This window comes from Acidimicrobiales bacterium (genome assembly GCA_035531755.1).
Taxonomy (GTDB): Bacteria; Actinomycetota; Acidimicrobiia; order Acidimicrobiales; family UBA8190; genus DATKSK01.
On the sequence record DATKSK010000044.1, the window covers coordinates 19481 to 43715 of the forward strand.

Below are 24235 nucleotides of genomic sequence, written 5' to 3' on the forward strand. Positions count from 1 at the left end.
CCGCCGGCACCCCGCTGGCCACCGCGGGCATGCTCGGTGTCCCGCCGGCACCCCGCTGACCTGGGGTTCCATGCCCACGGAGGCGACGGGCCCGGGGCGCCCGGGGCGGGGCCGGGGCGGGCCCGGGGCGGGGGACAAGCCCCGCCACCTGGGGTGTTCTTTACACAGTCGCGAGCATGCGCCATACTGGAAGTTCCGCTGATTTCCCCTCCAGGGGACCATTGTCCCTGGTCACAGGTTTGTCAGCGGAGAACAACACGTAGAGTAAGACGACGAACGCACAGTGTGCTTGAGGAAGTGACTCTGATGACCGCCCCCTCTGTCGCCATATGGCGCAAGCGAGCCGCCTGCCGGGGAATCGACCCCGAGGTCTTCTACCCGGTGTCCGACGAGGACGCCGAGGAGGCCAAGGCGATCTGCGCCGAGTGCCCGGTCCGCCAGGCGTGCCTCGAGTACGCCCTGGCCCACCGCGAGCGCGAGGGCGTGTGGGGCGGGGCCACCGAGCGCGAGCGTCGTCGGATCCACCGCCAGCGGCGCAAGACCGCCTGAGCCCCACCGCCGGCGCCTCTACGATGCCGGCGTGCCGGAACGGATCGCCGCTCGGTTGGAGGCCCTCGGCCTGACCCTGCACGGCCCCCACCCGCCCCACGACCCGCTCGACGCCGTCGTGGTGCACGGCGGGGTGGCGCGCACCTCCGGGCAGCTTCCCCGGATCGCCGGCGAGCTCACGTGCATCGGCACGCTCGGCCTCGACGTCACGGTGGAGGAGGGCGCGCGGGCGGCGGAGGTCTGCGCGCTCAACGCCCTGGCGGTGTTGGCGCAGGCGCTCGGGACCCTCGACCGCGTCGAGCGCGTGCTGACCGTCACCGGGTTCGTGGCGTCGACGCCCGAGTTCCACGAGCAGCCCGCCGTGATCGACGGTGCCAGCCGGGTGCTGTACCGCGTCTTCGGCGACGCCGGGCGCCACACCCGCTCGGCCATCGGCGTGTCCGCCCTGCCCCGCGGCGGGGCAGTCGAGATCGAGGTCACCGTGGCGCTCGCCCCCGACGGGGCATGAGAGCGGCGCCTGCCCGCTAGGCCTTCGGCGGTGGGGCGCCGCGGTCGGCACCCGCACCGGAAGCAGCACCGGAAGTGGCACCTCGGTCGTGGTCGGGGCGCTCGGCACCGTCGTCGGACTGGTTGACCCAGGCTGCGTACATCTCCGCGTACCGGCCCCCGCGGGCCACGAGCTCGGCGTGGGCCCCGGTCTCCACGATGCGGCCGCCGTCCACCACCACGATCCGGTCGGCCTTCATGGCGGTGGAGAGCCGGTGGGCGATGAGCACCGCGGTTCGTGCCTCGAGGAGGACGTCGAGGGCCGCCTCGATCCGGTTCTCCGACTGCAGGTCGAGATTGGACGTCGCCTCGTCCAGCACGAGCACCCGGGGATGGGCCAGGAAGGCCCGCCCCAGGGCGATGAGCTGGCGTTCGCCCGACGACAGGGACTGGCCGCGCTCGTGGACGACGGTGTCGACCCCGTCGGGGAGCCGGTCGACCAGCTCGGTGAGCCCGACGGCGCGGACCGCCTCGGCGACCTCCTCGTCGGACGCCGAGGGCCGGGCGAACGCCAGGTTGTCGCGGATGGTCCCGGCGAACAGGAAGGGCTCCTGCGGCACCACGCCGAGCTGGCGGCGCAGCGACGCCAGCGTGACGTCCTCGATGCGGTGCCCGTCGATGAGCACATGGCCGGCCGTGGGGTCGTAGAAGCGCGTGATCAGCTTGGCCAAGGTGGATTTGCCGGCTCCGGTGGGGCCGACGAACGCCACCGTCTCCCCGGGCGCGATGCGCAGGTCGACGTCCGTGATCACCGGGACCTCGGGGTCGTAGCCGAAGGTCACGCCGTCGAAGACGATCTCGCCGTCGACGGGTGGGAGCTCGGTGGCGTCGGGTGCCTCGGTGACGGTGGGCTCGGTCTCGAGCAGGGTGCGCAGCTTGAAGATCGACGCCTGTCCCTGCTGAAAGCTGTTGTACTGCTGCACGAGCAGCTGGATGGGGGCGAAGAAGCGGTTCAGGTACAAGAAGAAGGCGATCAGCCCGCCGATGGTGAGCGAGTGGTGCACGACCATGACGCCGCCGATGGCGAGGAGCGCGCCCTGGCCCAGCCAGCCGACCAGCTGCGTGCCGGGGCCGTAGACCGCGTTGATCTGGGCGGTGTAGATGTTGGCGTCGCGGTACGAGCCCACGACGTTGCGGTGATGGACGATGTTGTGGTGTTGGCGGTTGTGCGAGGCCACCACGCGCACGCCGTGCAGGCTCTCGGAGAGGTCGGACATGACGTCGGCGATCCCGTCGCGCACCCGGTCGTAGCCGCGCTCGGACGCCACCCGGAACCACAGGGACATGGCGACCAGGATGGGCACGACCAGTCCGACCGTGATCAGCGCCAGGAGGGCGTTGGTGGTGAAGAGGATGACCGTGATGATCACCATGGTCAGCCCCTGCACCGCGAACTGGGCCAGGCCGTCCTGCAGGAGCTGCTGGAGGTTCTCGATGTCGCTGGTCATCCGCGTCATCACCACCCCGGCCTTCTCCGCTGTGAAGAAGTCCAGCGACAACCGTTGCAGGTGCGAGAAGACCTTGACCCGCAGGTCGTTCATGACCCCGGCCGCCAACCGGCCGGTCACCCGCACCTGGGCCCGCTGGGCCACCGAGGTGAAGGCCACGAAGCCGAGGTACACAGCGGCGATCACCAGCACAACGTCCAGGTGGTGGTGGCCGGGGACCATCCCCTTGTCGATGGCCAGCTGCGTGAGCTTCGGGCCGGCCTGCAGCGCCACGCTCGTGGTGACCACCAGCACCGTCGACACCACCAGCATGCGGGGGTACTCGAGCAGCAGCTGCCACAGCGTGAGGCGACGGCGCTCCTTGGCGCTCTGGTGCTGGGAGAAGACGACGTCGGGCTCGCCGTGCTCCGGCTCCTCGGCCAGCAGCGTGTCCACGCCGTCCTGCAGTTCGGAGGGGATCCCCCCGAAGGGCAGCCCGGCGACGGCGGGCGCGCCGGGGCGTCCCCCGCCGCCGAACCCCGGCCCACCGCCCCAACCGCCGAAGACCATCAGCGTCCCCCGTAGGCGTCGCCGGGCCGGCCGGCGCCGGCCGGGGCCGGCCCGCCGTCGGCCTCGGGCACGGGCATCGGCGGGGCCTCCTGCTCCACCTGGGCCAGGACCTCGGCGTACTGCGGCGTCGACTCGAGCAGCTGCGCGTGGGTGCCGTCGGCGACGATGCGGCCGCCCTCGAGGAGCACGACCCGGTCGGCCAGGCTGATCGTCGACAGCCGGTGCGCCACGATGAGCGTGGTCCGTCCCTGCATGAGGACGCGCAGGGCGTCGTGGATCTGCTGTTCGACCTGTACGTCGATGGCGCTCGTGGCGTCGTCGAGCACCAGGATGGGCGGGTTGTCGAGCAGCGTGCGGGCGATGCTGATCCGCTGGCGCTGGCCCCCCGACAGCGTGTAGCCCCGCTCGCCCACGACCGTGTCGTAGCCCCGGGGAAGCTCCCGGATGAAGGCGTCCGCCCCCGCCGCCCGGGCAGCGGCCTCGACGTCGGCGATGTCGGCCTCGGGGCGCCCGTAGGCGATGTTGTCGCGGATCGACACCGAGAACAGGAAGGCCTCGTCGAGGACGACCCCCACGTTGGCCCGGAGGCTCTCGATCGTCAGGTCCCGCACGTCGCGGCCGTCCACCAGGAACCGTCCCGACGTCACGTCGTAGAAGCGCGGGATGAGTCGCGCCACCGACGACTTGCCCGACCCCGTCCGGCCCACCAGGGCCACGGTCTCGCCCGGGTGCAGGTGCAGGTCGAAGTCGGCGAGGACCGCCGGGAGCCCCTCCCCGTAGGAGAAGCCCACGTGCTCGAAGCGGACGTCGCCGCGGCAGTCGGTGAGCTCGACGGCACCCGGTGAGTCCACGATCGTGGGCTTCTCGTCGAGGATCTCGTAGATGCGCTCGGCCGACGCCGCGGCGCGCTGACCCATCATGATGATCATGCCGAGCATCATGAACGGCGCCTGGAGCATGAGGAGGTAGGAGTTGAACGCCAGGATGGCGCCGAGCCCCAGGTGCCCCTGGATCACCATCCAGCCGCCGAAGCCGAGCACCAGCGCCAGGCCCACCTGGGGGAGGTTCTGCACGGCAGGGGTCCACCGGGCGCGCAGGTCGGCGTCCTTGACGTACCCCCACTGCACCTTGTCGGCCGCCTTGGCCAGCGAGCGCAGCTGCTCGCCTTCGGCGGCGAAGGACTTCACCACGCGGACGCCGTTGACGTTCTCGTCCACGATCGTGGCGACGTCGGCCAGCCGGGCCTGGATGAGCCAGGACACCGGGAACATCCCCTTTCGCATGCGGTGCCCGACGATGAACACGAAGGGCATCGTCACCATGGCCACGAAGGCGAGGGGGACGTCGATGGAGAGCATGAAGCAGAAGGCGACGACCGCGATGCTGCACTGCACCAGGATCATGGGGGCGAAGGTCATGTACATCTGGACCGAGCGGATGTCGGAGTTGGCACGCGAGATGAGCTGCCCGGACTGCACCCGGTCGTAGAAGGAGAACGACATCCGCGTGAGGTGCTCGTAGATGATCGTGCGCAGGTCGTACTCGATCTCGTACGCCGTCTGGAAGAGCAACAGCCTCGAGACGTACCCGGCGATCCCCCCGGCCAGCCCGAGCCCGAGAACCCACCAGACGTAGAAGTGCAGGGGCACGGTGCGGCGTACCACGGAGTTGTCGATGGCGTGGTTGAGCAGGTTGGGGATCTGCACCTGCAGGACCAGGCCCACGAAGGACAGCACCAGTGACGTGACGAAGATCCCCCGGTGGGCGCGGAGGATCGGCATCGCCCGGCGCAGCCACGTCTTGGTGCGGTCGGGATCGATGGAGACCCGGGGCGCGTGGTACCGGGCGGGCTCGGAGACGCTCGTGGTGGGACGGGTGCCGGCTGACGCGCCGGTCGACGCACCGGCCGACGCACCGGCCGACGCGCCGTTTCCACCGGGCGCGTCGCCGTCGGCGGCGGACCCGCCGGTGGACCTCGCGCCCGCGTCGGCGGCTGCAGTGCCGTTGTCTGCGGGGCTCCCGTCGTGGGCCGCGCGGAAACGACCCGTGTTCCCCCTGGTCACATGTCGACATTACCGGCGGCCGCGCCGGGCTCGGCACCGGCGCGGCCGAGACGGCGTGGGCAGCGCCGGGGCGCGCCGGGGACGTCCGGTAGCCTCCGGGCCATGAATTTCGACCTCACCCCGGAGCTGTCCGAGCTGCAGGCGACGGTCAGGCGCCTGGCCCGGGACAAGGTCAAGCCGCGTGCGCGGGAGATCGACACGTCCGGCGAGTACCCGATGGACGTGTTCGAGGCCTTCAGGGACGCCGGCCTCCTCGGATTGTGCATCCCCGAGGACCACGGGGGTTCCGGCGCGGGGATCCTCGGCCTGACGCTCGCCATCGAGGAGGTGGCGAAGTACTCCAACACCGCCGCCCTCATGCTCCTGCTCACCCGCCTTCCGACGGGACCGGTGATGATCGCGGGCTCCGACGAGCAGAAGGCGCGCTACCTCCCGGGCATCGCCAGCGGGGCCCGGCGGGCCGCCTTCGGGCTGTCCGAACCCCAGGCGGGCAGTGACGTCATGGGCATGCGCACGCGCGCCACCCCCGACCCCGCCGATGACGGCGGCTGGGTCCTGAACGGCACCAAGTGCTGGATGTCGGGGGTGCGCGAGGCCGACTGGTACACGGTGTTCGCCAAGACCGGCGACCCCGCCAGCCGCGCCCACGACTCGGTCACGGCGTTCATCGTGGAGCGCGCCTGGCCGGGGGTTGTCGTCGGGCGCACCGATCACAAGATGGGGGTGCGGGGCGTGGACACCGGCGAGCTTGTCCTCACCGACGTGCGCGTCCCCGCCGCCAACGTCATCGGCGAGGTCGGCGGGTTCCGGCTGGCGATGCTGGGCCTCAACGCCATGCGCCCCGTCGTGGCCGCCCGGGGGATCGGGCTGGCGGAGGGCGCGCTCATGTACGCCACCGAGTACGTCCAGCAGCGCGCCGCATTCGGCAAGACCATCGCCGACTTCCAGGGCGTGCAGTGGGAGATCGCCAAGTGCGCCGTCGACCTCGAGGCGGCCCGCCTGCTCACCTACCGCGCCGCCTGGCTGGCAGACCAGGGCAAGTTCACGAAGGAGTGGGTGCCGTTGCTGTCGGCGGCCAAGTACCACGCCACCGAGCTCGCCGTGCGCGCCTCGGGGTTGGCCGTGCAGCTGCTCGGCGCGGCGGGGTACATGGCGGACCACCCCACCGAGCAGTGGTACCGCGACGCCAAGCAGCTCACCATCGTGGAGGGCACCAGCCAGGTGCAGCTCGGCCTGGTGGCCCGGGGCGTCCTCGACCGCGACCTGTGGTGGGACTGACCGGTGGGGTCGACGGTGACGACGACGGACCGGTCGTGAGCGAGGTTGAGAGCGAGAGCGCCTTCGCCGCCCTCGGCGGCTGGCGCGGTGTCCTCGGTCGCCTGGTGGCGGGACAGGACCTCGGCGCCGACGAGGCGGGCGTGGCGCTGGGCGAGATCCTCGCCGGCGCGGCCACGTCCGCGCAGATCGCCGCGTTCATCGTGGCGCTGCGGATGAAGGGGGAGACCGTCGAGGAGATGACGGGCCTGGTGCGGGCCATGCTGGCTCACGCCGAGCCGCTCGTCGTGCCCGGAGAGCTCGTCGACACGTGCGGCACCGGCGGCGACCGCAGCCGCTCCATCAACGTCTCGACCATCGCCGCCCTGGTGGTGGCGGGCGCGGGCGCCCGGGTGTGCAAGCACGGCGGCCGGGCGGCGTCGTCGGCGGCCGGGTCGGCGGACGTCCTCGAGGCTCTCGGCGTCGTCATCGACCTCGGGCCCGCGGGTGTGGCCCGGTGCATCGAGGAGGCCGGCATCGGGTTCTGCTTCGCACCCCGCTTCCACCCGGCGATGCGCTACGCCGTCCCGGTGCGCGGCGAGCTCGGTGTCGCCACCGTCTTCAACTTCCTGGGCCCCCTGGCCAACCCGGCCCGCGCCCGCCTGCAGGTCGTCGGGGTGAGCGACCCCGCCATGGCGCAGACCATGCTCGGCGTGCTCGTGGCGAACGGCGCCCGCCGCGCCATGGTGGTGCACGGTGCCGACGGCCTCGACGAGCTGTCGACCACCGGGCCGTCCTCGATCATCGCAGCCGGCGAGGACGGCGAGGTGCGCCGCACCACGGTGACGCCCGAGGCGCTCGGCCTCGCCCCGGCCACGCTCGACCAGCTGCGCGGCGGCGACGCCGCCGAGAACGCCGGGGTGGTGCGGCGCGTGCTGGCGGGGGAGCGGGGACCTCACCGCGACATCGCCGTGCTGAACGCCGCCGCCGGCCTCGTGGTGGCGGGGGTCAGCCCGGACCTGGCGCAGGGCGTCGAGCGGGCGCGCGCCGTCATCGACGGCGGCGACGCGCTCGACGCGCTCGACCGGCTGGTGCGCACCTCGCAGGCGGCCGCAGACGAGGTGCCCGCACCGTGACCGGTGGCGGAGTGCGGCGATGGTGGTCGGTGTCGGCGGGGCGACCACGCCGACGCCAGGAGGAGGGCTAGCGTGCCGACCGTGCGCGCGACTCGCGACCGGGTGGAGCGGCCGGACGCGGAGCGCGGGCCGGGCCCCGGCACCGACCTGCCGTGCATCGGCGACGACGAGCTCACCGCCCTGGCCCTCGCCGCCGACCCCGACGAGCCGGTGGGCCCCGATGCGGTTCCCCTGCACGAGTACCTGTCGCAGTCTCTGTCGCAGTCTTCGGGCGCGCCGGCTCCCGCCACGCTCCCCGTCTGGTACATGCCGGCGGTCATGGCACGAGGCGGCGGCCGGTGGCGGTTCGTCGTGATCGCGACCATCGTGGTGGCCTTCGTGGTCATCGAGGCGGTGGGGCTCTGCAGCACCTACGGGCAGCTCGGGGTCGTCTGAGAGACGATCGCACCGCCAGGGCCCGACCGGCCCGTCGACGCACCCCGACCGGCCCGTCGACGCACCCCGTACCGGCTGGGTCCGATAATGGCAGGGCCGGCATCCCAGCGACCGAGGAGGGTGGTCACGGTGATGACCGTCGAGGCATTGGCGGCCGAGGTGGCCGCGCTCCGCACCCGGGTGGTGGTGGCCGAGAGCGTGCTCGCCATCCAGACGCTCAAGGCGCGCTACGCCGAGCTCGTGGACCGACGCTTCTCGGCGGGGGCGGTCGTGGACGCCGATCGTCTGGCGCAGGTCGCCGAGGCCGTGGCCGGCCTCTTCACCCCTGACGGCACCTGGGACGGCGGTCCCGGGCTCGGGCGGGTCACCGGCCGCAGGGCCATCGCGGCGCGGCTGCGCGAGCCGACGCTCACGTTCGCGCGCCACTATTTCGTGAACCCGCGCATCGAGGTCGACGGCGACACCGCGGTGGCCCGCTGGGACCTGCTGAGCCCGTGCCGGCGAGCCGAGGGCACGTCGTACTGGATGTCGGGCTACGAGGACGACGAGTACGCGCGGGTCGACGGGGTATGGATGCACCGGTCCATGACGCTCACGACCGTGTTCATGTCCCCGGTGGGCGAGGGCTGGACCAGGATCCTGGTGTGATCCCGGCGGCGCGCCGTCAGGCGGGCCCGATGTCCCAGATGGCCTCGAGGTCGTGGCGGCTGTACGCCCGGAAGGCCACGAGGGTCGTCGTCTCCTGGATCCCCGGCAGCGCGGCGATCCGGCGCGTGACCACGTCCGCCAGGTCGTCGTGGTGGCGGACCCGCACGATGGCGATGAGGTCGGCGACGCCCCCGGCCACCGAGAACACCTCGCTGATCCCGTCGGTGGCGGCGAGCTCCTCGCACAGTGCGGCGATGCGGGACGGCTCGGCGTCGATGAGCACGAAGGCGTGGAGCACGCCCCCGAGCCTACCTACGACACCCGCGCCGGCCTGAGGCCGGGGGTGCCGACCAGGCCGGCGACGGGCGTGGCCACCAGGTCGACCAGGTCGGCGAGCACGAAGACGCCGAAGCCGGTGGCGCGCTCGATCAGGCGGTGGAGGAGGTCCGCGGTGGCCCGCACGTCGTCGAGGGCGCGGTGCGAGGGCAGGTGCTCGAGCTCCAGGCACGTGGCGAGGGTGCGCAGCCGGCAGTTCGGCACCTCGGGGCGCACCAGGCGCCTCGCCAGCGCCAGGGTGTCGACGACGGTGTTGTCGAGCGGCCCGCGCCCCTCGGCGCGCAGGGCCGCATCGAGGAACGACAGGTCGAACGAGACGTTGTGGCCCACGAGCACCGACCCCCGCACGAACTGCAGGAACGACGGCAGGACGCACGACACGGGCGGGGCGCCGATCAGCATGTCGTCGGTGATCCCCGTGAGCAGCGAGATGAGCGGTGGGACGCCGCACCCGGGGTCGACCAGCGTCTGGAAGGTGCCGAGGCACTCGCCGCCGCGGTAGGTGGCCGCGGCGATCTCGGTGAGCGTGGACGTGGCCGGCGACCCCCCCGTCGTCTCCACGTCGATCACGGCGAAGGGGACGTCGAACAGCGCCGTGCACGGGTCCACGCCGGACGGCAGGGCCGTGGTGGCCGTGGCGGCGGCCGACCGCGCCTCGAGCCGGGCGCTCAGGCCCACCCAACGCGCCCACCGGGAAGAGGCGATCGACACTGGGGAGATCGTAAGCACCAGGGTGTACGGCGGGGCGGACCGTCCGCCGCCCCGGGCCGCCGCAAGGCGGGGCAGGGCCGCCCGGTCGGCGGCCGCAGGGCGGCGCGGCGGCGGTAGCGTGGGCCCGTGGCCCCCGTCCGGTACCGCTGCGCGGCATGCGGGAACCTCACGCGCTTCGACGTCGTGACCGACCGGCGCACTCGCGCCTTCCATCACTTCAGCGTGGGCGGCGAGTTGTCGGTCGAGGACGAGCAGGTGCTCTCCGAGTCCGTCGTCGAGGTGAGCTGCCGTTGGTGCGGGCACGGCCGCGCCGTCGAGGTGGTCGACGACGTGGGGGACGGCGATCCCAGCCCGACGGCGGCCGAGGCGGGCGGCCCCCCGGCCTGACGCGCCCCGGCCTGACGCGCCCCGGCCGCCCCGGCGTCACACCCCCGTGCGAGCCTGGCGCCGACGTGATCGAGGGCGGAGCGGACCGAAAGGGACACGTGACCACCGGAGCGACCATCTGCATCAGCTGCGACGACTGCGAGCTGCAGGGCTCGCCGGCCTGCCAGGACTGCCTCGTGACCTTCGTGCTCGGGCGCGAGCCCGACGACGCCGTCGTGGTCGACGTGGAAGAGGCGCGCGCCATGCGGATGCTGTCGCGAGCCGGGCTCGTGCCCGACCTTCGGCACTCGGGCGCCGACCGGGACTGGGCCACCGCCTGATCCCCGGCCGGGCCGGTCGGGCGGGGGCGACAGCTCCCTGCCGGGCGGCGGGCCGCCGGGGGCGTGCCACCATGGGCCCGTGCACGGGCCGGGCGCGGGAGGCGGGGGGTGAGCCACCTTCTCGTCACCAACGACTTCCCGCCCAAGGTGGGGGGCATCCAGTCGTACCTGTGGGAGCTGTGGCGGCGGCTGGACCCGTCGTCGTTCGCGGTGCTCACGGCGTCGTCGCACGCGGACGCCCCCGCCTTCGACGCCGAGCAGAAGGGACTCGGGTTCCGCATCGAGCGCGTGCCCGGCCGGGTGCTCCTGCCCACCCCGGCGACGGTGCGGGCCATCCGGGCGCTCGCCCGGGACTCGGGCGCCTCGCTCGTCGTCATCGACCCCGCGCTCCCGCTGGCGCTCGCCGGGCCCGCCCTCGGCGACCTGCCGTACGCCGTGGTCCTCCACGGTGCCGAAGTGACCGCTCCCGGCCGGCTGCCCGGGTCGCGCCAGGCCATGGCGGCCGTGCTGGCGCGCGCCCGGCTGGCGGTGTGCGCCGGGACGTACCCGGAGGCCGAGGGGCGGCGGGTGGCCGGCAGCCGGATGCCGCCGGTCGTCGACGTCCCGCCCGGCGTGGACACGGACCGTCTGCGGCCCCTGACCGCGGCCGCCCGCCGCGCCGCCCGGGCCCGCATGGGCCTGCCCCTCGACGCCCCCGTGGTGGTGAGCGTCAGCCGCCTGGTCCCCCGCAAGGGCATGGACGTGCTCGTGGACGCGGCCGCCGCGCTCGAGCCCTCGTTCCCCGGGTTGACCGTCGTGATCGCCGGCGCCGGCCGCGACCGTGCCCGACTCGACGCCCGCGTGCGGTCGACCGGCGCCCCCGTGCGGTTGGTGGGCGCGGTCGCCGACGCCGAGCTGCCCGCGCTGTACGGCGTGGCCGACGTCTTCGTGATGGCCTGTCGTGACCGCTGGCTCGGCCTCGAGCAGGAGGGCTTCGGCATCGTCTTCCTGGAGGCCGCCGCGTGCGGCGTGCCGCAGGTGGCCGGGCGCAGCGGCGGGGCCGACGAGGCCGTCGTCCACGGGGAGACCGGCCTGGTCGTGGACGACCCGCGCGACCCCGGGCGCGTGGCCGCGGCCCTGCGCCGGCTCCTGACCGACGACGCCCTGCGTCGCCGCATGGGAAGGGCCGCCCGGCGTCGGGCCGTAAAGAGCTTCGCCTGGGACCTCCTCGCACATAGGCTGGCCGCGGCGTTGCAGGACGTGGAAGGCTGATCGCCGCCCACCGGGCCCCGGGACCCGGGTGCGGCAGGTGGTCGGTGCAGCCCGTCATGACTCACGAGCAAAGGAGCGGTTGTGGCGGAACTGGCCACCGAGCGAATGGTCGTCGCCGCCACGCCCGAGCAGTGCTTCGCCGTGGCGGCCGACGTCGAGCGCTACCCGGAGTGGGCGGCCGACATCAAGCAGGTCGTGATCGAGGGTCATGACGCCGAGGGCCGTCCCGCCGCGGCCACGTTCCGCGCCGGCGCCTTCGGCCGGTCCACCAGCTACACCCTCGCCTACGACTACGCGGGCGCCCCCCGCACCCTCGCCTGGAAGCAGACCGCCGGTGACCTCACCGCCAAGCTCGACGGCGATTACCGGTTCGAGGCCACCGGGGACGGTTCCACCGAGGTGACCTACACGCTCGAGGTGGAGCTGCGGGTCCCGCTCCCGGGGTTCATCAAGCGCAGAGCCCAGAGCCGCATCATGCACACCGCGCTCGAGGAGCTGAAAGCACGCGTCGAGTCCTCGCTCACGACGTGAGCGCGGCGCCACCGCCGCGGCGCGCCCCGTCCTGCAGGAGGGTGCCGTGCCCGGGGGGGTGACGCTCGGGATCGATGTCGGGGGGACCAAGGTGCTGGGCCTGGCGCTCGACGCCGCCGGCGAGGTGCTCGCCGAGGTCCGGGTGCCGACGCCCGGTCGCGTCGCCGGGTCCGCCGACGGCGGTGGCGAGCCCGTGATCGAGGCCCTGGCGGCGGTGGCCGGGCAGCTGCGGGCCACGGTCGACGCCGAGGTCGTGTCGGTGGGGGTGGGGGCCCCGGGCCTGGTCGACAACACCGGGATGCTGCGCTTCGCCCCGAACCTGCCCGCCGGGGCCGGCCTCGACATCGCCGGGCGCCTCTCGACACGGCTCGGGGGGCTGCGCACCGTCGTCGACAACGACGCCACGTGCGCCACGGTGGGCGAGTGGGCGTTCGGGGCCGCCGCCGGCGCCGCCGACGCCGTGCTGGTCACGCTGGGCACGGGGATCGGGGGCGGGCTGATCGCCGGGGGCCACGTGGTGCGCGGGGCGTCGGGGTTCGCGGGGGAGGTCGGCCACATGGTGGTCGACCCGACGGGCCCGCCGTGCCCGTGCGGCAAGCGTGGCTGCTGGGAGCGCTTCGCCTCGGGCAGCGGCCTCGGGCGCCTCGCTCGCGAAGCGGCCCACGCCGGGCGGTTGGACGAGGTGGTGCACCTCGCCGGTGGCGACGCCGAGTCGGTGAGGGGGGAGCACGTCACGATGGCCGCCGAGGCGGGCGACGCCGGCGCCCTGGCGGTGCTGACCGAGCTCGGGTGGTGGCTGGCGCTCGGCCTGTCCAACCTCGCCCTCGCCCTCGACCCCGCCGTCATGGTCTACGGCGGGGGCCTCGTCGACACCGTCACCCTCGTCCTCGACGCCGTGCGCGACTCGTTCAACGACCTCCTGGAGGGTCGCGTCTACCGGCCCGACGTGCGGATCGTGCCCGCGCAGCTCGGCGAGCGCGCCGGGGCCATCGGGGCCGCGCTGGTGGCCCGCGCCGGGGACCGCTACCGGTCCGACGCGGGTTGACCGGGAGCCGGCGCCGTGCGGATCGGGGTCACGCTGCCGACGTTCCGGGACGACGCCGCCGCCCTCGACGCCGCGCGCCGCGCCGAGGCGCTCGGCCTCGACGGCGTCTTCGTGTTCGACCACCTGTGGCCCATGGGCGCGCCGCGGCGCCCCGCGCTGTCGGCGTTCCCCGTGCTCGGCGCCGTCGCCGCCAGCACGAGCACGATCCGGTTCGGGCCGCTCGTGGCGCGCGTCGGCCTCCTCCCCGACGACGTGCTGGTGGCCGAGCTGGTGTCGCTCGACCTCATGGCGCCGGGCCGGCTGATCGCGGGGCTCGGCACCGGGGACCGCAAGAGCGCCGCCGAGAACCTCGCCTACGGCATCCCCGTGGCGCCGCCCGACGCCCGCCGGCTGTCGCTCGGCGACTGCGCCCGGCGGCTGTTGGCGGCGGGCATCCCGGTGTGGGTGGGCGGCGGCGCCCGCGCCACGGTCGAGCTGGCGGTGGACGTGGGCGCCGCGGTCAACCTGTGGGAGGGACAGCCGGCCGCCGTGGCGGCACTCCGGACGCGCTGCGAGGTCACCTGGGGTGGCCCCGTGCCCGCCGGCGTGGCGGAGGCCGCCGAGTGGCTGTCGGAGCTGGCCCGCGCCGGGGCGACCTGGGCGGTGTGCGCCTGGCCCGAGTCCCTGCAGGCCGTCGCCGAAGCGGCCGCACTGGTCCGGGGCGCCTGAAGCCACCGGTAACCTTTCGCCATGGAATTCCGACGGATCAACGGCCTGCCCCCGTACGTCTTCGCGCACATCGAGGCGCTGAAGCTGGCGGCCCGTCGAGCCGGTTCGGACGTCGTCGATCTCGGTTTCGGCAATCCCGACCTGCCGTCCCCCGGCGCGGCCGTCGAGAAGCTGGCCGAGGCGGTGCACAACCCGCGCAACCACCGGTACTCGGCGAGCCGGGGCATCCCGAAGCTGCGCCAGGCGATCGCCTCGCTCTATCTGCGGCGCTTCGGCGTCGAGCTCGACCCCGAGACCGAAGTCGTGACGACCATCGGCGCCAAGGAGGGCCTGTCGCACCTGATGTGGGTGCTGCTCGGGCCGGGTGACAGCGCCCTCGTGCCGTCGCCGTCGTACCCCATCCACATCTACGCCCCGCTGTTCGCCGGTGCCGAGGTGCGCCAGGTCCGCCTGGAGCAGGCCGGTGCCGGCGACGCCGACGGCACGCCGGCGTCGGAGGCGTTCTTCGACAACCTGATGGAGTCGTGGGGGTCGGCGTGGCCCAAGCCGCGGGTCATCGTGCTGTCGTTCCCCCACAACCCCACCACCGCCTGCGTCGACCTGGCGTGGATGCAGCGCATCGTGGACTTCGCCCGCGAGCACGACATCGTGCTCGTGCACGACTTCGCCTACGCCGACATCGCCTTCGACGGCTACCGCCCGCCGTCGATCCTGCAGGTGCCCGGGGCGAAGGACGTGGCGGTGGAGCTGTACTCGCTGACCAAGTCGTTCTCGATGGCGGGGTGGCGCGTGGCGTTCCTCGTCGGCAACGCCGAGGTGGTGGCCGCGCTCACCAAGCTGAAGAGCTACCTCGACTACGGCACCTTCCAGCCGATCCAGATCGCCGCCATCGTGGCCATGAACGAGGCACCCGACTACCCGAAGTGGGTCAACGAGACCTACCTGGCCCGCCGCGACGCGCTGTGCGACGGTCTCAACCGGATCGGGTGGGCCCTGACCCCGCCCAAGGGGACCATGTTCGTGTGGGCGCCCATCCCCGAGCCCTACCGCGAGATGGGATCGCTCGAGTTCGCCTCGTTCCTGGTGTCGGAGGCCGAGGTGGCCACGTCACCGGGGGTCGGGTTCGGCCCCGGTGGCGACGGCCACGTGCGCTTCGCGCTCATCGAGAACGAGCAGCGCATCGGCCAGGCCGTCCGCAACCTGCGGCGGACGCTCACGAAGCTGCACTGACCCCGCTCGGCGACCGGGACACCGGCCGGCGGGCGCAGGGGGCGGTGTCGGGCATGATGGCGCCCGTGCGGGATCCATTCCGGAGGGTGCGGATCGGGTTGGCGGCCCTGGTCCTGGTGGTGCTGGCGGGCACCGTGGGCTACCTGGCGCTCGGCTACAGCTTCCTCGACGCCCTGTACCAGACCGTGATCACGGTCACCACCGTCGGTTACGGCACCGGGCACCCCCTGGGCGCCGGCGGCAAGATCTTCACCATCGCCCTGATCCTGGTGGGCGTGGGCACCGCCCTCTATTCCTTTTCCGCAGTCCTCGAAGTCCTGCTCGAGGGCCACATGCGCGACCTGATGAGGAGACGGTCCATGGAGCGCAACATCGACCGCATGTCCGGGCACGTGGTGGTGTGCGGATGGGGACGGGTCGGCCGCGAGGTGGCCCGCTTCCTCGACGCCGCCGGCCGCCAGGTCGTGGTGGTGGACCGCGACGCGGCGCGCATGAGCGAGGTGCCGTACCCGTCGGTCACCGGTGACGTGACCGAGGACGCCACCCTCATGGCCGCGGGCGTGGAGCGGGCCGCCACCCTCGTCGCCGCCCTCGACACCGACGCCGACAACCTCTTCGTCACGGTGGCGTGCCGGTCGATGCGCCCCGACCTCCAGATCATCGCCCGGGCCCGCAACGAGTCCTCCGAGCCGAAGCTCATCCGGGCGGGCGCCAACCGCGTCGTCAACCCCCAGCAGCTCGGCGGGGACCGCATGGCGTCGTTCGTCACCCAGCCCCACGTCGTCGACTTCGTGGACGTCGTCATGCACGACGGCACGCTCGAGTTCCGGCTCGAGGAGATGCCGGTGTCGGCCACCTCGCCCCTGACGGGCAACACGCTGCGGGCCGTCCGCCTCCACGACACCACGGGTGCCCTGGTGCTCGCCATCCGCCGCCCGGACGGGACCTTCGCCACCAATCCGGCGCCCGAGGTCACCGTGGAGGCGGGCGACGTCCTGATCGGCGTCGGAACGGCCGCGCAGCTCAACGCCCTGGCGCGCTTCGCGGCGCAGTCCTGAGGTGGCTGCGCCCGAACTCTCGGCCGCCGCGGTCTTCGGCGAGGTGGCCGGCGATGACGACGCCGCCCGGCGCCGGCTCGCGCCGCATGTCGGCGACTTCTCCGGCACCGGTGTCCAGTCGCGGCGCACCCGTCAGCCGGGGCTGCGTCCCAGGCGGCGTTGGGCGGCGGCGGGGGAGAGGATCCCCTCGAGGCAGAAGGCGACGGCCGCCGCACCGGCTTCCTCGGCGGCCCGGCCCTGTTCGAGGACGAGGACCCGCGCCAGGCGGTCGGTCACGCCCAGGATGCCGTGCGCCAGGACCAGGGGATCGTCGCGCCGGATCATGCCCGCGGCGATGCCCGCCTTCACGTGCGGGAGGGCGTCGGCGACCGCCTGCTCCTCGCCCTGGCGGATGAGTGCGGCGAAGCGCTCCTCGGTGCGGGCGAACTCGAGCAGGGTGAAGAGGTGGCGGTTGGCGTCGAGCCACGCCACCGTGACCTTGATGCCGGCCTCGATGCGCCGCACGGGGTCGGGCTCGTCCCCGATGGCCTGGCGCTGGTTGCGCCGCAGGTCGCGCTGGGCGTCCGCCAGGATCTGACGGAACAGCTCCTCCTTCGAGGCGAAGTACCAGTAGAAGACGCCCTTGCCCACGCCCAGGCCGTCCACGATGTCGGTGACCGATGTCGGGTGGTAGCCCTGTGAGGCGAACTGGCGCGCCGCGAAGTCGAGCAGCTCCTGGCGCCGCCGCTGCCCCCGTGCGGTCAAGCGGCGTGCCATCGCCAGAAGCTACCGCCCGCGGGGGCAGGGACCGGGGGCCCCCGGCCAGCGTCCACGGCGGCGCGCCATGCGGCGCGCTACCGTGTGCCCGTGGCCTACTGGGTGCTGAAGGTCCTGCTCAGCCCCATCTTCTTCCTGCTGTGGCGGATCAAGGTCGAGGGGCGCGAGCACGTCCCCACCACGGGGCCCGTGATCCTGGCCCCCAACCACGTCACCTTCCTCGATTCCTTGTTCCTGCCGCTGGTGCTGCGCCGGCGGGTCACCTTCGTGGCCAAGTCCGAGTACTTCGACTCGTGGAAGACGGCGTGGTTCTTCCGAGCCGCCGGCCAGATCCCCATGCGCCGCGAGGGCGGGAGCGCGTCGGAGCGGGCGCTGGCCGCCGCCCGCGACGTCCTGGCCGACGGCAAGGTGCTCGGCATCTACCCCGAGGGGACCCGATCGCCCGACGGCCGCCTCTACCGCGGCCACACCGGGGTGGCGCGACTGGCGATCGGGTGCAGTGCCCCTGTCATCCCCGTCGGGCTGGTCGGGACGTCGCGGGTGCAGCTCCCGGGCTCGAACCTGCCCCGGCCGTTCAAGAAGGTCGTGGTGCGGTTCGGGCCGCCGCTCCACCTGGCCCGGGTCGGCGGGGACGCCGCCGCCGACCCGCTCACCCTGCGCCTCGTGACCGACGAGCTGATGTTCGAGATCCGCTCCCTGTCGGGCCAGGAGTACGTCGACCGCTACGCCAAGCGCCACGGCGTGGTCGGGGGCGCCGAGGTGGCTCACGTCCACTCGTCGCCGAACGGCGACGGCCATGCACCGGCGCCGGTGCCGCCCGTGGCACCGCAGCCCGAGTCGGCTGCGTCTGATTCCGCCGCCTGACCGAGTCGTTCTCGACCCGGTCGCTGCTGATCCCAGTCGCTGCTGATCCCGGTCGTTGCCGACCCAGTCGTTACAGTATTGGGAGCCCATTAGCGGGGGGTCCGTGGTGGCGATCGCTCGATCAGTCTGGGTTGACCATCCTTCCGTCGGTGCACCCCCGGTGCCACGATCGGGATGGGAGAGGTTCGGTTTTGCACCGTGGGTCGAGCCCGCCTATCGGTGGTTCCGCCCGGCCCTGCCCCTCCTGGGGATCTACGCGATCGTGCGGGCCGGCCTGCTGGTCGCCGACGCGCTGGCGGGCCACCTCACCTACGGGACGCACCCCGACGGGCCGCTGACGGCCTGGGACGGGCACTGGTACCTGTCGGTGGCCGCCCATGGCTATCCCGCCTCTGCCCCCACGGCCGGTGGACACCTCACCTACGGTGCCGCCGGGTTCGAACCGGTGTTCCCCGTGCTCATCCGGGCCGTCGAGTTCGCCGGGTTCACCGCGGTGCAGGCGGCAGTGGCCGTCTCGTTGGTGGCCGGCGCCGTGTCGGTGATCCTCGTCTGGCGGCTCGGAACAGCCGTCTACGGTCAACGCGTCGGGAGCATCGGGGCGATGCTCTTCTCGGTGTTCCCGGGTATGGCCATCGCCTGGGGCATGACGTACAGCGAGTGCGTCGGGCTGGCGCTGGCCGCAGGTTGCCTGCTGCTCATGGTCAAGGAGCGATGGTTCTGGGCAGGCGTCACCGGCGCCGTCGCCACCGCGACGAGCCCCATGGCGCTACCGCTGACGGTGGCGGCCCTCGTCGCCGTCGTGCAGGCGCTCCGTGGACGCAGGGCGCCGCGTGCGCTGGTGGCCGCGGCGCTCATTCCGATGGGGTTCGTCGCCTACGTGGTGGGGCTCGGTCTCAGGTACCACGACATGCTGTACTGGTGGCACCTTCAACACCAAGCCTGGAGCGCCCAGGTCGACTTCGGCAAGTCGTTGCTGGTCCTGCTCGTCCATCCGTGGTCCGGTGGCTTCCAGGGCAAGGGCTGGATGGAGTGGGTGGGACTCGTGGCCGTCGTCGCTTCGATCGTGGTGCTGGTGCGGGCGAAGCCCCCGTTGCTGTTGACCGGGTACTGCATCGCCACGTTCGCGCTGATGTTCGTGAGCAACAGCCTCGGGTTCAAGCCGCGCTTCCTGGCGTGGGCGTTCCCGGCGCTGATCGCGGTGGCGGCGGTGACTCGTCGCCGTGGATGGCAGCCCATCGCCATCTCGTTCGCGTTCATGCTGCCGATCGTCTTCCTGGCATACGCGTCACTCGGCAACCTTCTGATCCAACCGTGACGCACCGGCGTCCCCGGCGTGACGCGCCGGCGACGTCGGAGGCGTGGGGTTGCGCGACGGTGTCGTGGGTGCTCACCAGCCGACGGCACCGTCGACGAGCTCGCGGATGAGGTCGGCGTGGCCGTTGTGCCGCGCGTACTCCTCGATCATGTGGGTGTAGATCCATCGCAGCGAACAGGGCTCGCCGTGGCGCAGGCCGGTGTCGTCGAGGTCGTGGGCCGCCGCGGCCGCCCGGCTGTGCCCGCATTCCTCCTGCCATGCGGCCAGGTCGGCCGCCCAGTCGGCGTCGTCGAGCGGCACGAGCTCACTGTCCTCGATCGCCGGGTCGTACCAGATGGGCGGCGTCTCCGGCGCGCTGAGAAGCGTCCGCCGGAACCAGGACCGCTCGACCTCGGCCATGTGGCGCACCAGGCCGTGCAGCGACAGCTTCGACGTGGGGATCGGCCGGGCCTTGCGGCGGGCATCGTCGAGGCCCTCGCACTTCAAGAGGAGCGTGACGCGATGGAATTCGAGCCACCCCGCGAGCATGGCCCGCTCGCTCGCCACGAAGGGCGGCTCGACGCGGCGCGGGTCGAGGAGGTCGTCCACCACGGGTACCAGTCCTACCGCCGGTTCCCGTCGTCGTCCAGCCACGTCCCGACGACGGTCGACATGGACTGCGGCTGGGCCCCGCTGGGCTCGCTCACCCGAAGGTGAAGTCGTAGGCATCGATGCCCGGCGACATGCCCAGCACCAACGTGGCCGACTCGACACCGGGCGCCTGCACCAGCGTGTAGAGGCGGGGGATGCCCGACACGGCGACGGTCTGCGTGTGCAGGCCGTCCACCGCCACGTCGACGGTGCCGGTGCCCCCGAGGACGAGGTAGACGCGCTTGGCGTGGAACGACAGCTCCAGGCGCCCCCCGGCCCCGGCGGTGGCCTTCTCCTTGCCCACCGTCCACGTCCCCGCCAGCGCCAGGGTGCCGGGGGCCAGGACCGCCGGGAACCGGTAGGCGGCGGCGCGGTCCGGGGTGATCGAGGTGCCGGCGAAGTTCTGCACACGCGTGTAGCCGAGGTACGACTCGGGGGTGAGCGCGCCGGTGGGGGTGACGTCGGGGACGTGGGTCGTGCCCGGCAGCCGGAGGGTGGGGTGGGCGGCCACCAGGAGTTGGCGGATGAGCGACTCGGTCACGCGGTAGTCGCCCTCGCCGAACTCGGCGTGGCGGACGTGGCCGCTGGCGTCGATCAGGTACTCGGCCGGCCAGTACTGGTTGCTGTAGGCGGTCCACGTCTTGTACCCGTCGTCGACGGCCACCGGGTACCGCACGCCCAGCTGGTGCGACGCCGTCACGACGTTGGAGACGACATGCTCGAAGGCGAACTCGGGGGTGTGCACGCCCACGACGACGAACCCGTCGGCCTCGTAACGCGAGTACCACGACTCGACATGGGGAAGCGAGCGCTGGCAGTTGATGCACGAGTACGTCCAGAAGTCGACGAGCACCACCTTGCCCCGCAGTCCCTTCAGCGTCAGGGGGCGGCCCCCCGGCGTGTCGAGCCAGGCCGTGACGCCCCGGAAGTCGGGGGCGGCGCCGCAGTCCTCGAGCACGGGCACGCCGGGGGTGCAGTCGGCGAGCGACGGCGACGCGCCCGACCCGCTCGTGAGCGACGCCAGCTGGTGTGTGGCGTAGGCGCCGCCCTCGATGTGCTTCTGGAGCGCGCTCGTGTACCCGGGCACGTCACGCTGGAGGCCGTCGGTGACGTTGAAGGCGATCAGCAGGGTCATGGCCAGGAGCACGGCGCCGCCGATCCGCCGGGCGACAGGGGCCCGGGACCGCAACGCCTTCACGCGCTCGGCCACCCGTTGCCCGGCGAGGGCCACGGCCAAGAGCGGGACGGCCGCCCCGAGCGAGAAGTCGATCGTGAGCACCACGGCACGCAGGCCCACCTGGTGCATGGCGCTCACGACGGTGATGGCGGCGAGCACCGGCCCGGCGCAGGGCACGAACAGCACGCCCAGCCCGAGGCCGAGGACGAAGGCGCCGGCATCGGTGGTCGGTTGGCGCCGTCCCAACCGGGCGAAGGGGCGTTCCAGGACGTGGCCGAGGGCGGGGACCATGAGGCCCGCGGCGGCCGCCCCGAGGACCACGAGGCCGGCGTCGCGCAGGAAATCCTGGGGCAGGCCGAGCGCGCTGAGCAGCGACGAGCCCACCAGGGTGAAGACGGTGAAGCTCACCACCAGCCCGGCCACGACCGCGTAGGCGCGGTAGCTGCGCCGCGGGGAGCGAACCGGCGCCCGGCCGGTCGTCGGGGCGCCGCCGGGTTCGGGCTCGGGCCGTCCACCCCCCGCCTCGACGCCGTCGTCGGCCGACGAGTCCTGCACCGGGGCCGAGGCGCCCGCCACGAGAACGACGGGCAGCACGGGCAGGATGCACGGGGAGATGCCGGCGACCAGTCCTGCCAGGAAGCCGATGACGTACAGCAGCAGCACGGCCCGCCGCCCCCTTCGCCCCGTGGCCCGATCGGGGCCAGGTCATCGTAGGGAGCGGTGCGCCGGGATCGGCGTCGGGGTCGGGCGCTAGGTCTCCTCGGTGCCCGGCGCGGCCCACGCCAGGGACCGCTCGACGGCGCGGCGCCAGCCGGCGTACGCGCTGTCGGCGGCCACCGCCGATGCCCGGGGGCCGAACTCGGCGTCGGGCGACCAGGTGGAAGCGACGTCCGCCGGCGTGCCCCACACGCCTTCGGCCAGCCCGGCCAGGGTGGCCGCCCCCAACGCCGTGGTCTCGGTGGTGGCCGGTCGGCACACGGGCACGCGCAGCTGGTCGGCCTGGATCTGGAGCAGGAGGTCGAGCACCGCCGCGCCGCCGTCGACGCGCAGGGCGGCGACACCGGTGGCGGTGGCGGCCATGGCGTCGACGACGTCGCGCACCTGGTATGCCATCGCTTCGATCACGGCCCGGGCGATGTGGGCGGCGCCGACCCCCCGGGTGATCCCCGTGATGGTCCCGCGGGCGTAGGGGTCCCACCAGGGGCTGCCGAGCCCGGTGAAGGCGGGGACCACGTAGAGGCCCTCGCTGCTGTCGACCCGGGCGGCCAGCGGTCCGACGTCGGCCGCCTCCTCGATGAGGCCGAGACCGTCGCGCAGCCACTGCACCGCCGCGCCGGTGACGAACACGGCGCCTTCGAGCGCGTATGCCACGGGTGACGAGCCGCCGCGCCCACCGAGGTCCCAGGCCACCGTGGTGAGGAGGCCCTCCGACGGCGGCGGGCAGCGCTCACCGACGTTCATGAGGACGAAGCTCCCCGTCCCGTAGGTCACCTTGGCCATCCCCGGCGACAGGCAGGCCTGGCCGAACAGAGCCGCCTGCTGGTCGCCCGCCACCCCGCTCACGGGCACGCCGACGAGGGCGTCGCCCCGGTCGCCGACGGCGACCCGCACGACGCCGAACCGCCCGCACGACGGCTGGACCTCGGGGAGGGCGCTGCGGGGGACGCCGAAGAGGTCGCACAGCTCGTCGGACCACGCCATCGCCGAGATGTCGAAGAGCATGGTGCGCGACGCGTTCGACGGGTCGGTGGCGAGGGTGCCGCCGTCGGTGCCGCCGGTGAGGTTCCACAGCACCCAGGCGTCGACCGTGCCCAGCACGAGGTCGGACGTGACCTCGACGCCGCCGGGGCCGAGGAGCCATTCCATCTTGGTGGCCGAGAAGTACGGGTCGAGGACGAGGCCCGTGCGCGCCCGGACGAGGGGGAGCCGACCCTCCCGGCGCAGCTCGTCGCAGCGAGCCGCCGTGCGGCGGTCCTGCCACACGAGGGCGCGGTGCAGGGGGCGGCCCGTCGACCGGTCCCAGGCCACCACCGTCTCGCGCTGGTTGGTGATGCCGACGGCGGCCACGGCGTCGCCGGCGTCGCCGCGGCGACTGGCCACCTCGCCGAGGGTGGCGACCACGGCGGCCCAGATCTCGGCCGGGTCGTGCTCGACCCAGCCCGGACGGGGGAAGTGCTGGGTGAGCTCGCGCTGCGACACGTCGAGGACCGCCCCGTGCTCGTCCACGGCGAGCGCCCGGACGCTGCTCGTCCCGGCATCCACGGCGATCACGCAGGCCACGGGGCGGGACCCTATCCGGGTCGTGCCCGGCCCCTCGGAGGGGCTCCCCGGTGGCCGGAAATGCAAACTTTCGCGAACGGGTGCCGACCAGGGAGGACGTGGGGCCGAGGCCGTTGACACCCTCGTAACTACAGTGCTGTAATAGCCACCGCATCTGGTGGGGCCCTCAGGGGGGAACCACAACATCTTGTGGTATCGGGGCAGCAGCGGGCCGGCCGGCCCGCACCGCTCCCGGCCACGGAAAACCTACGCTGGGACCCAACGAAAAGGTGGAGGACACCATGGCAATCGCCCCGCAGCGGACCACCATCGGCCTTCGGCGGCACTTCACGACCGAGGGGGTCCACCCCTACGACGAGATCGCGTGGGAGCGACGCGACTCGCGCATCACCGACTACCGCGACGGCAGCGTGGCCTTCGAGCAGCTCGACGTCGAGGTGCCCGCCGGCTGGAGCCTGAACGCCACCAACATCCTCGCCCAGAAGTACTTCCGCGGCACCCCCGGCTCCCCCGAGCGGGAGTGGTCGCTGCGCCAGGTCGCCGACCGCGTGGCCGACACCATCGCCGACTGGGGGATCAAGGACGGCTACTTCGAGGACGCCGACGAGGCCGAGATCTTCCGCGACGAGCTGAAGCACATCATCGTGAACCAGCGCGCCGCCTTCAACTCCCCGGTGTGGTTCAACATCGGGGTGCGGGGCGTGCCACAGCAGGCGAGCGCGTGCCAGCCGTACCACGCCTTGGTGAGCACACCTGAGGGCCTGGTCCCCATCGGCCAGCTCGTCGAGGAGAACGCCATCGGGGCGAAGGTCTTCGACGCTTTCGGGCTGACGCGGGTCGTTGCCGTCAAGCACAACGGGCGGAAGAACGTCCTCCGGATCCACACCAAGGCGGGGCACCAACTCGACGTCACGGCTGACCACCTCGTGTGGAAATGCAGCGACGAGCACTACGGACACTTTGTGCCAGCGGGCGAGCTCCATCCCGAGGACATGCTCCAGTGGTGTC

General features: G+C 73.1%; 25 protein-coding genes. 17 read left to right on the forward strand and 8 right to left on the reverse strand.

The annotated features are described in order from the left end of the window. Positions 1–306 precede the first annotated feature (306 nt). Together VMV22_09405 and VMV22_09410 are read left to right on the forward strand one after the other, a co-directional pair. On the forward strand, positions 307–549 hold the full coding sequence (locus tag VMV22_09405) for a WhiB family transcriptional regulator (GenBank protein ID HUY22545.1): 243 nt from the start codon (positions 307–309) through the stop codon (positions 547–549). Between the two features lie 31 nt (positions 550–580). Continuing rightward, positions 581–1057, forward strand: a complete 477-nt coding sequence (locus tag VMV22_09410; protein HUY22546.1) for a RidA family protein — start codon at positions 581–583, stop codon at positions 1055–1057. A gap of 16 nt (positions 1058–1073) precedes the next feature. Here the strand turns inward: VMV22_09410 and VMV22_09415 are convergent, their stop codons facing one another. Continuing rightward, a complete protein-coding gene (locus VMV22_09415) occupies positions 1074–3092 on the reverse strand; it encodes an ABC transporter ATP-binding protein (protein HUY22547.1) in 2019 nt (672 codons plus the stop codon). Next, positions 3092–5155 (reverse strand): ABC transporter ATP-binding protein, encoded by a 2064-nt coding sequence (locus VMV22_09420; protein HUY22548.1) that lies wholly within the window; start codon positions 5153–5155, stop codon positions 3092–3094. The genes VMV22_09415 and VMV22_09420 overlap by 1 nt, the downstream gene beginning before the upstream one ends. Before the next feature lie 102 nt (positions 5156–5257). On the opposite strand from VMV22_09420, the gene VMV22_09425 reads away from it, so the two are divergent. The 4 genes from VMV22_09425 to VMV22_09440 all read left to right on the forward strand — a co-directional run bounded on the left by VMV22_09425 (position 5258) and on the right by VMV22_09440 (position 8628). Then, the gene (locus VMV22_09425) at positions 5258–6433 is read left to right on the forward strand and encodes an acyl-CoA dehydrogenase family protein (GenBank protein ID HUY22549.1); all 1176 of its coding nucleotides are present in this window, start codon (positions 5258–5260) and stop codon (positions 6431–6433) included. 35 nt (positions 6434–6468) lie between these two features. Beyond that, positions 6469–7545 carry an anthranilate phosphoribosyltransferase gene (gene trpD / locus VMV22_09430; GenBank protein HUY22550.1) on the forward strand — a complete coding sequence of 359 codons (1077 nt, stop codon included), beginning with the start codon at positions 6469–6471 and terminating at the stop codon, positions 7543–7545. Positions 7546–7626: 81 nt separating this feature from the next. Next, positions 7627–7980, forward strand: a complete 354-nt coding sequence (locus VMV22_09435; protein HUY22551.1) for a hypothetical protein — start codon at positions 7627–7629, stop codon at positions 7978–7980. Positions 7981–8112: 132 nt separating this feature from the next. Beyond that, positions 8113–8628 carry a nuclear transport factor 2 family protein gene (locus tag VMV22_09440; GenBank protein HUY22552.1) on the forward strand — a complete coding sequence of 172 codons (516 nt, stop codon included), beginning with the start codon at positions 8113–8115 and terminating at the stop codon, positions 8626–8628. Positions 8629–8644: 16 nt separating this feature from the next. On the opposite strand, the gene VMV22_09445 is transcribed toward VMV22_09440, so the two are convergent. Both VMV22_09445 and VMV22_09450 read right to left on the reverse strand, forming a co-directional pair. After that, positions 8645–8926: an Lrp/AsnC ligand binding domain-containing protein gene (locus VMV22_09445; protein ID HUY22553.1), complete on the reverse strand. Its 282-nt coding sequence runs from the start codon at positions 8924–8926 to the stop codon at positions 8645–8647. A 14-nt stretch (positions 8927–8940) separates the two neighbouring features. Beyond that, the gene (locus tag VMV22_09450; GenBank protein ID HUY22554.1) at positions 8941–9675 is read right to left on the reverse strand and encodes an exonuclease domain-containing protein; all 735 of its coding nucleotides are present in this window, start codon (positions 9673–9675) and stop codon (positions 8941–8943) included. A gap of 126 nt (positions 9676–9801) precedes the next feature. On the opposite strand from VMV22_09450, the gene VMV22_09455 reads away from it, so the two are divergent. The 8 genes from VMV22_09455 to VMV22_09490 all read left to right on the forward strand — a co-directional run bounded on the left by VMV22_09455 (position 9802) and on the right by VMV22_09490 (position 16205). Continuing rightward, positions 9802–10062, forward strand: a complete 261-nt coding sequence (locus tag VMV22_09455) for a hypothetical protein (protein ID HUY22555.1) — start codon at positions 9802–9804, stop codon at positions 10060–10062. A 98-nt stretch (positions 10063–10160) separates the two neighbouring features. Beyond that, a complete protein-coding gene (locus VMV22_09460) occupies positions 10161–10382 on the forward strand; it encodes a hypothetical protein (protein HUY22556.1) in 222 nt (73 codons plus the stop codon). Between the two features lie 108 nt (positions 10383–10490). Then, entirely contained in the window at positions 10491–11633 is a 1143-nt protein-coding gene (locus VMV22_09465) for a glycosyltransferase family 4 protein (GenBank protein ID HUY22557.1), read from the forward strand. Positions 11634–11714: 81 nt separating this feature from the next. After that, positions 11715–12164 carry an SRPBCC family protein gene (locus tag VMV22_09470; protein ID HUY22558.1) on the forward strand — a complete coding sequence of 150 codons (450 nt, stop codon included), beginning with the start codon at positions 11715–11717 and terminating at the stop codon, positions 12162–12164. A gap of 46 nt (positions 12165–12210) precedes the next feature. Next, a complete protein-coding gene (locus VMV22_09475; GenBank protein ID HUY22559.1) occupies positions 12211–13209 on the forward strand; it encodes an ROK family protein in 999 nt (332 codons plus the stop codon). 15 nt (positions 13210–13224) lie between these two features. Continuing rightward, complete coding sequence (locus VMV22_09480) at positions 13225–13917, forward strand: LLM class flavin-dependent oxidoreductase (GenBank protein HUY22560.1); 693 nt, start codon at positions 13225–13227, stop codon at positions 13915–13917. A gap of 21 nt (positions 13918–13938) precedes the next feature. Beyond that, on the forward strand, positions 13939–15147 hold the full coding sequence (locus VMV22_09485) for an aminotransferase class I/II-fold pyridoxal phosphate-dependent enzyme (GenBank protein HUY22561.1): 1209 nt from the start codon (positions 13939–13941) through the stop codon (positions 15145–15147). Between the two features lie 65 nt (positions 15148–15212). After that, positions 15213–16205: a potassium channel protein gene (locus VMV22_09490; GenBank protein HUY22562.1), complete on the forward strand. Its 993-nt coding sequence runs from the start codon at positions 15213–15215 to the stop codon at positions 16203–16205. A gap of 132 nt (positions 16206–16337) precedes the next feature. Here VMV22_09490 and VMV22_09495 read toward each other — a convergent pair whose 3' ends face one another. Then, the gene (locus VMV22_09495; protein ID HUY22563.1) at positions 16338–16961 is read right to left on the reverse strand and encodes a TetR family transcriptional regulator; all 624 of its coding nucleotides are present in this window, start codon (positions 16959–16961) and stop codon (positions 16338–16340) included. Between the two features lie 90 nt (positions 16962–17051). Here VMV22_09495 and VMV22_09500 point away from each other — a divergent pair, with 90 nt between their 5' ends. Continuing rightward, positions 17052–17825, forward strand: a complete 774-nt coding sequence (locus VMV22_09500; protein ID HUY22564.1) for a lysophospholipid acyltransferase family protein — start codon at positions 17052–17054, stop codon at positions 17823–17825. Positions 17826–17985: 160 nt separating this feature from the next. Further along, positions 17986–19140, forward strand: coding sequence for a hypothetical protein (locus VMV22_09505; protein ID HUY22565.1), 1155 nt, complete (start codon positions 17986–17988; stop codon positions 19138–19140). Between the two features lie 72 nt (positions 19141–19212). On the opposite strand, the gene VMV22_09510 is transcribed toward VMV22_09505, so the two are convergent. The 3 genes from VMV22_09510 to glpK all read right to left on the reverse strand — a co-directional run bounded on the left by VMV22_09510 (position 19213) and on the right by glpK (position 23227). After that, complete coding sequence (locus VMV22_09510) at positions 19213–19731, reverse strand: DinB family protein (protein HUY22566.1); 519 nt, start codon at positions 19729–19731, stop codon at positions 19213–19215. Positions 19732–19822: 91 nt separating this feature from the next. Next, complete coding sequence (locus VMV22_09515; protein HUY22567.1) at positions 19823–21610, reverse strand: cytochrome c biogenesis protein DipZ; 1788 nt, start codon at positions 21608–21610, stop codon at positions 19823–19825. 87 nt (positions 21611–21697) lie between these two features. Then, positions 21698–23227, reverse strand: coding sequence for a glycerol kinase GlpK (gene glpK / locus VMV22_09520; protein ID HUY22568.1), 1530 nt, complete (start codon positions 23225–23227; stop codon positions 21698–21700). Between the two features lie 281 nt (positions 23228–23508). Here glpK and VMV22_09525 point away from each other — a divergent pair. Then, the coding region (locus tag VMV22_09525) for a hypothetical protein (protein HUY22569.1) at positions 23509–24235 on the forward strand (727 nt) is incomplete at its 3' end.

What these genes read in the sequence shown, in the direction of transcription:
- VMV22_09405 (HUY22545.1), top strand. Translation starts at nt 307, where the DNA reads ATGACCGCCCCCTCTGTCGCCATATGGCGCAAGCGAGCCGCCTGCCGG.
- VMV22_09415 (HUY22547.1), bottom strand. Translation starts at nt 3,092, where the DNA reads ATGGTCTTCGGCGGTTGGGGCGGTGGGCCGGGGTTCGGCGGCGGGGGA.
- VMV22_09425 (HUY22549.1), top strand. Translation starts at nt 5,258, where the DNA reads ATGAATTTCGACCTCACCCCGGAGCTGTCCGAGCTGCAGGCGACGGTC.
- VMV22_09440 (HUY22552.1), top strand. Translation starts at nt 8,113, where the DNA reads ATGACCGTCGAGGCATTGGCGGCCGAGGTGGCCGCGCTCCGCACCCGG.
- VMV22_09485 (HUY22561.1), top strand. Translation starts at nt 13,939, where the DNA reads ATGGAATTCCGACGGATCAACGGCCTGCCCCCGTACGTCTTCGCGCAC.
- VMV22_09495 (HUY22563.1), bottom strand. Translation starts at nt 16,961, where the DNA reads ATGGCACGCCGCTTGACCGCACGGGGGCAGCGGCGGCGCCAGGAGCTG.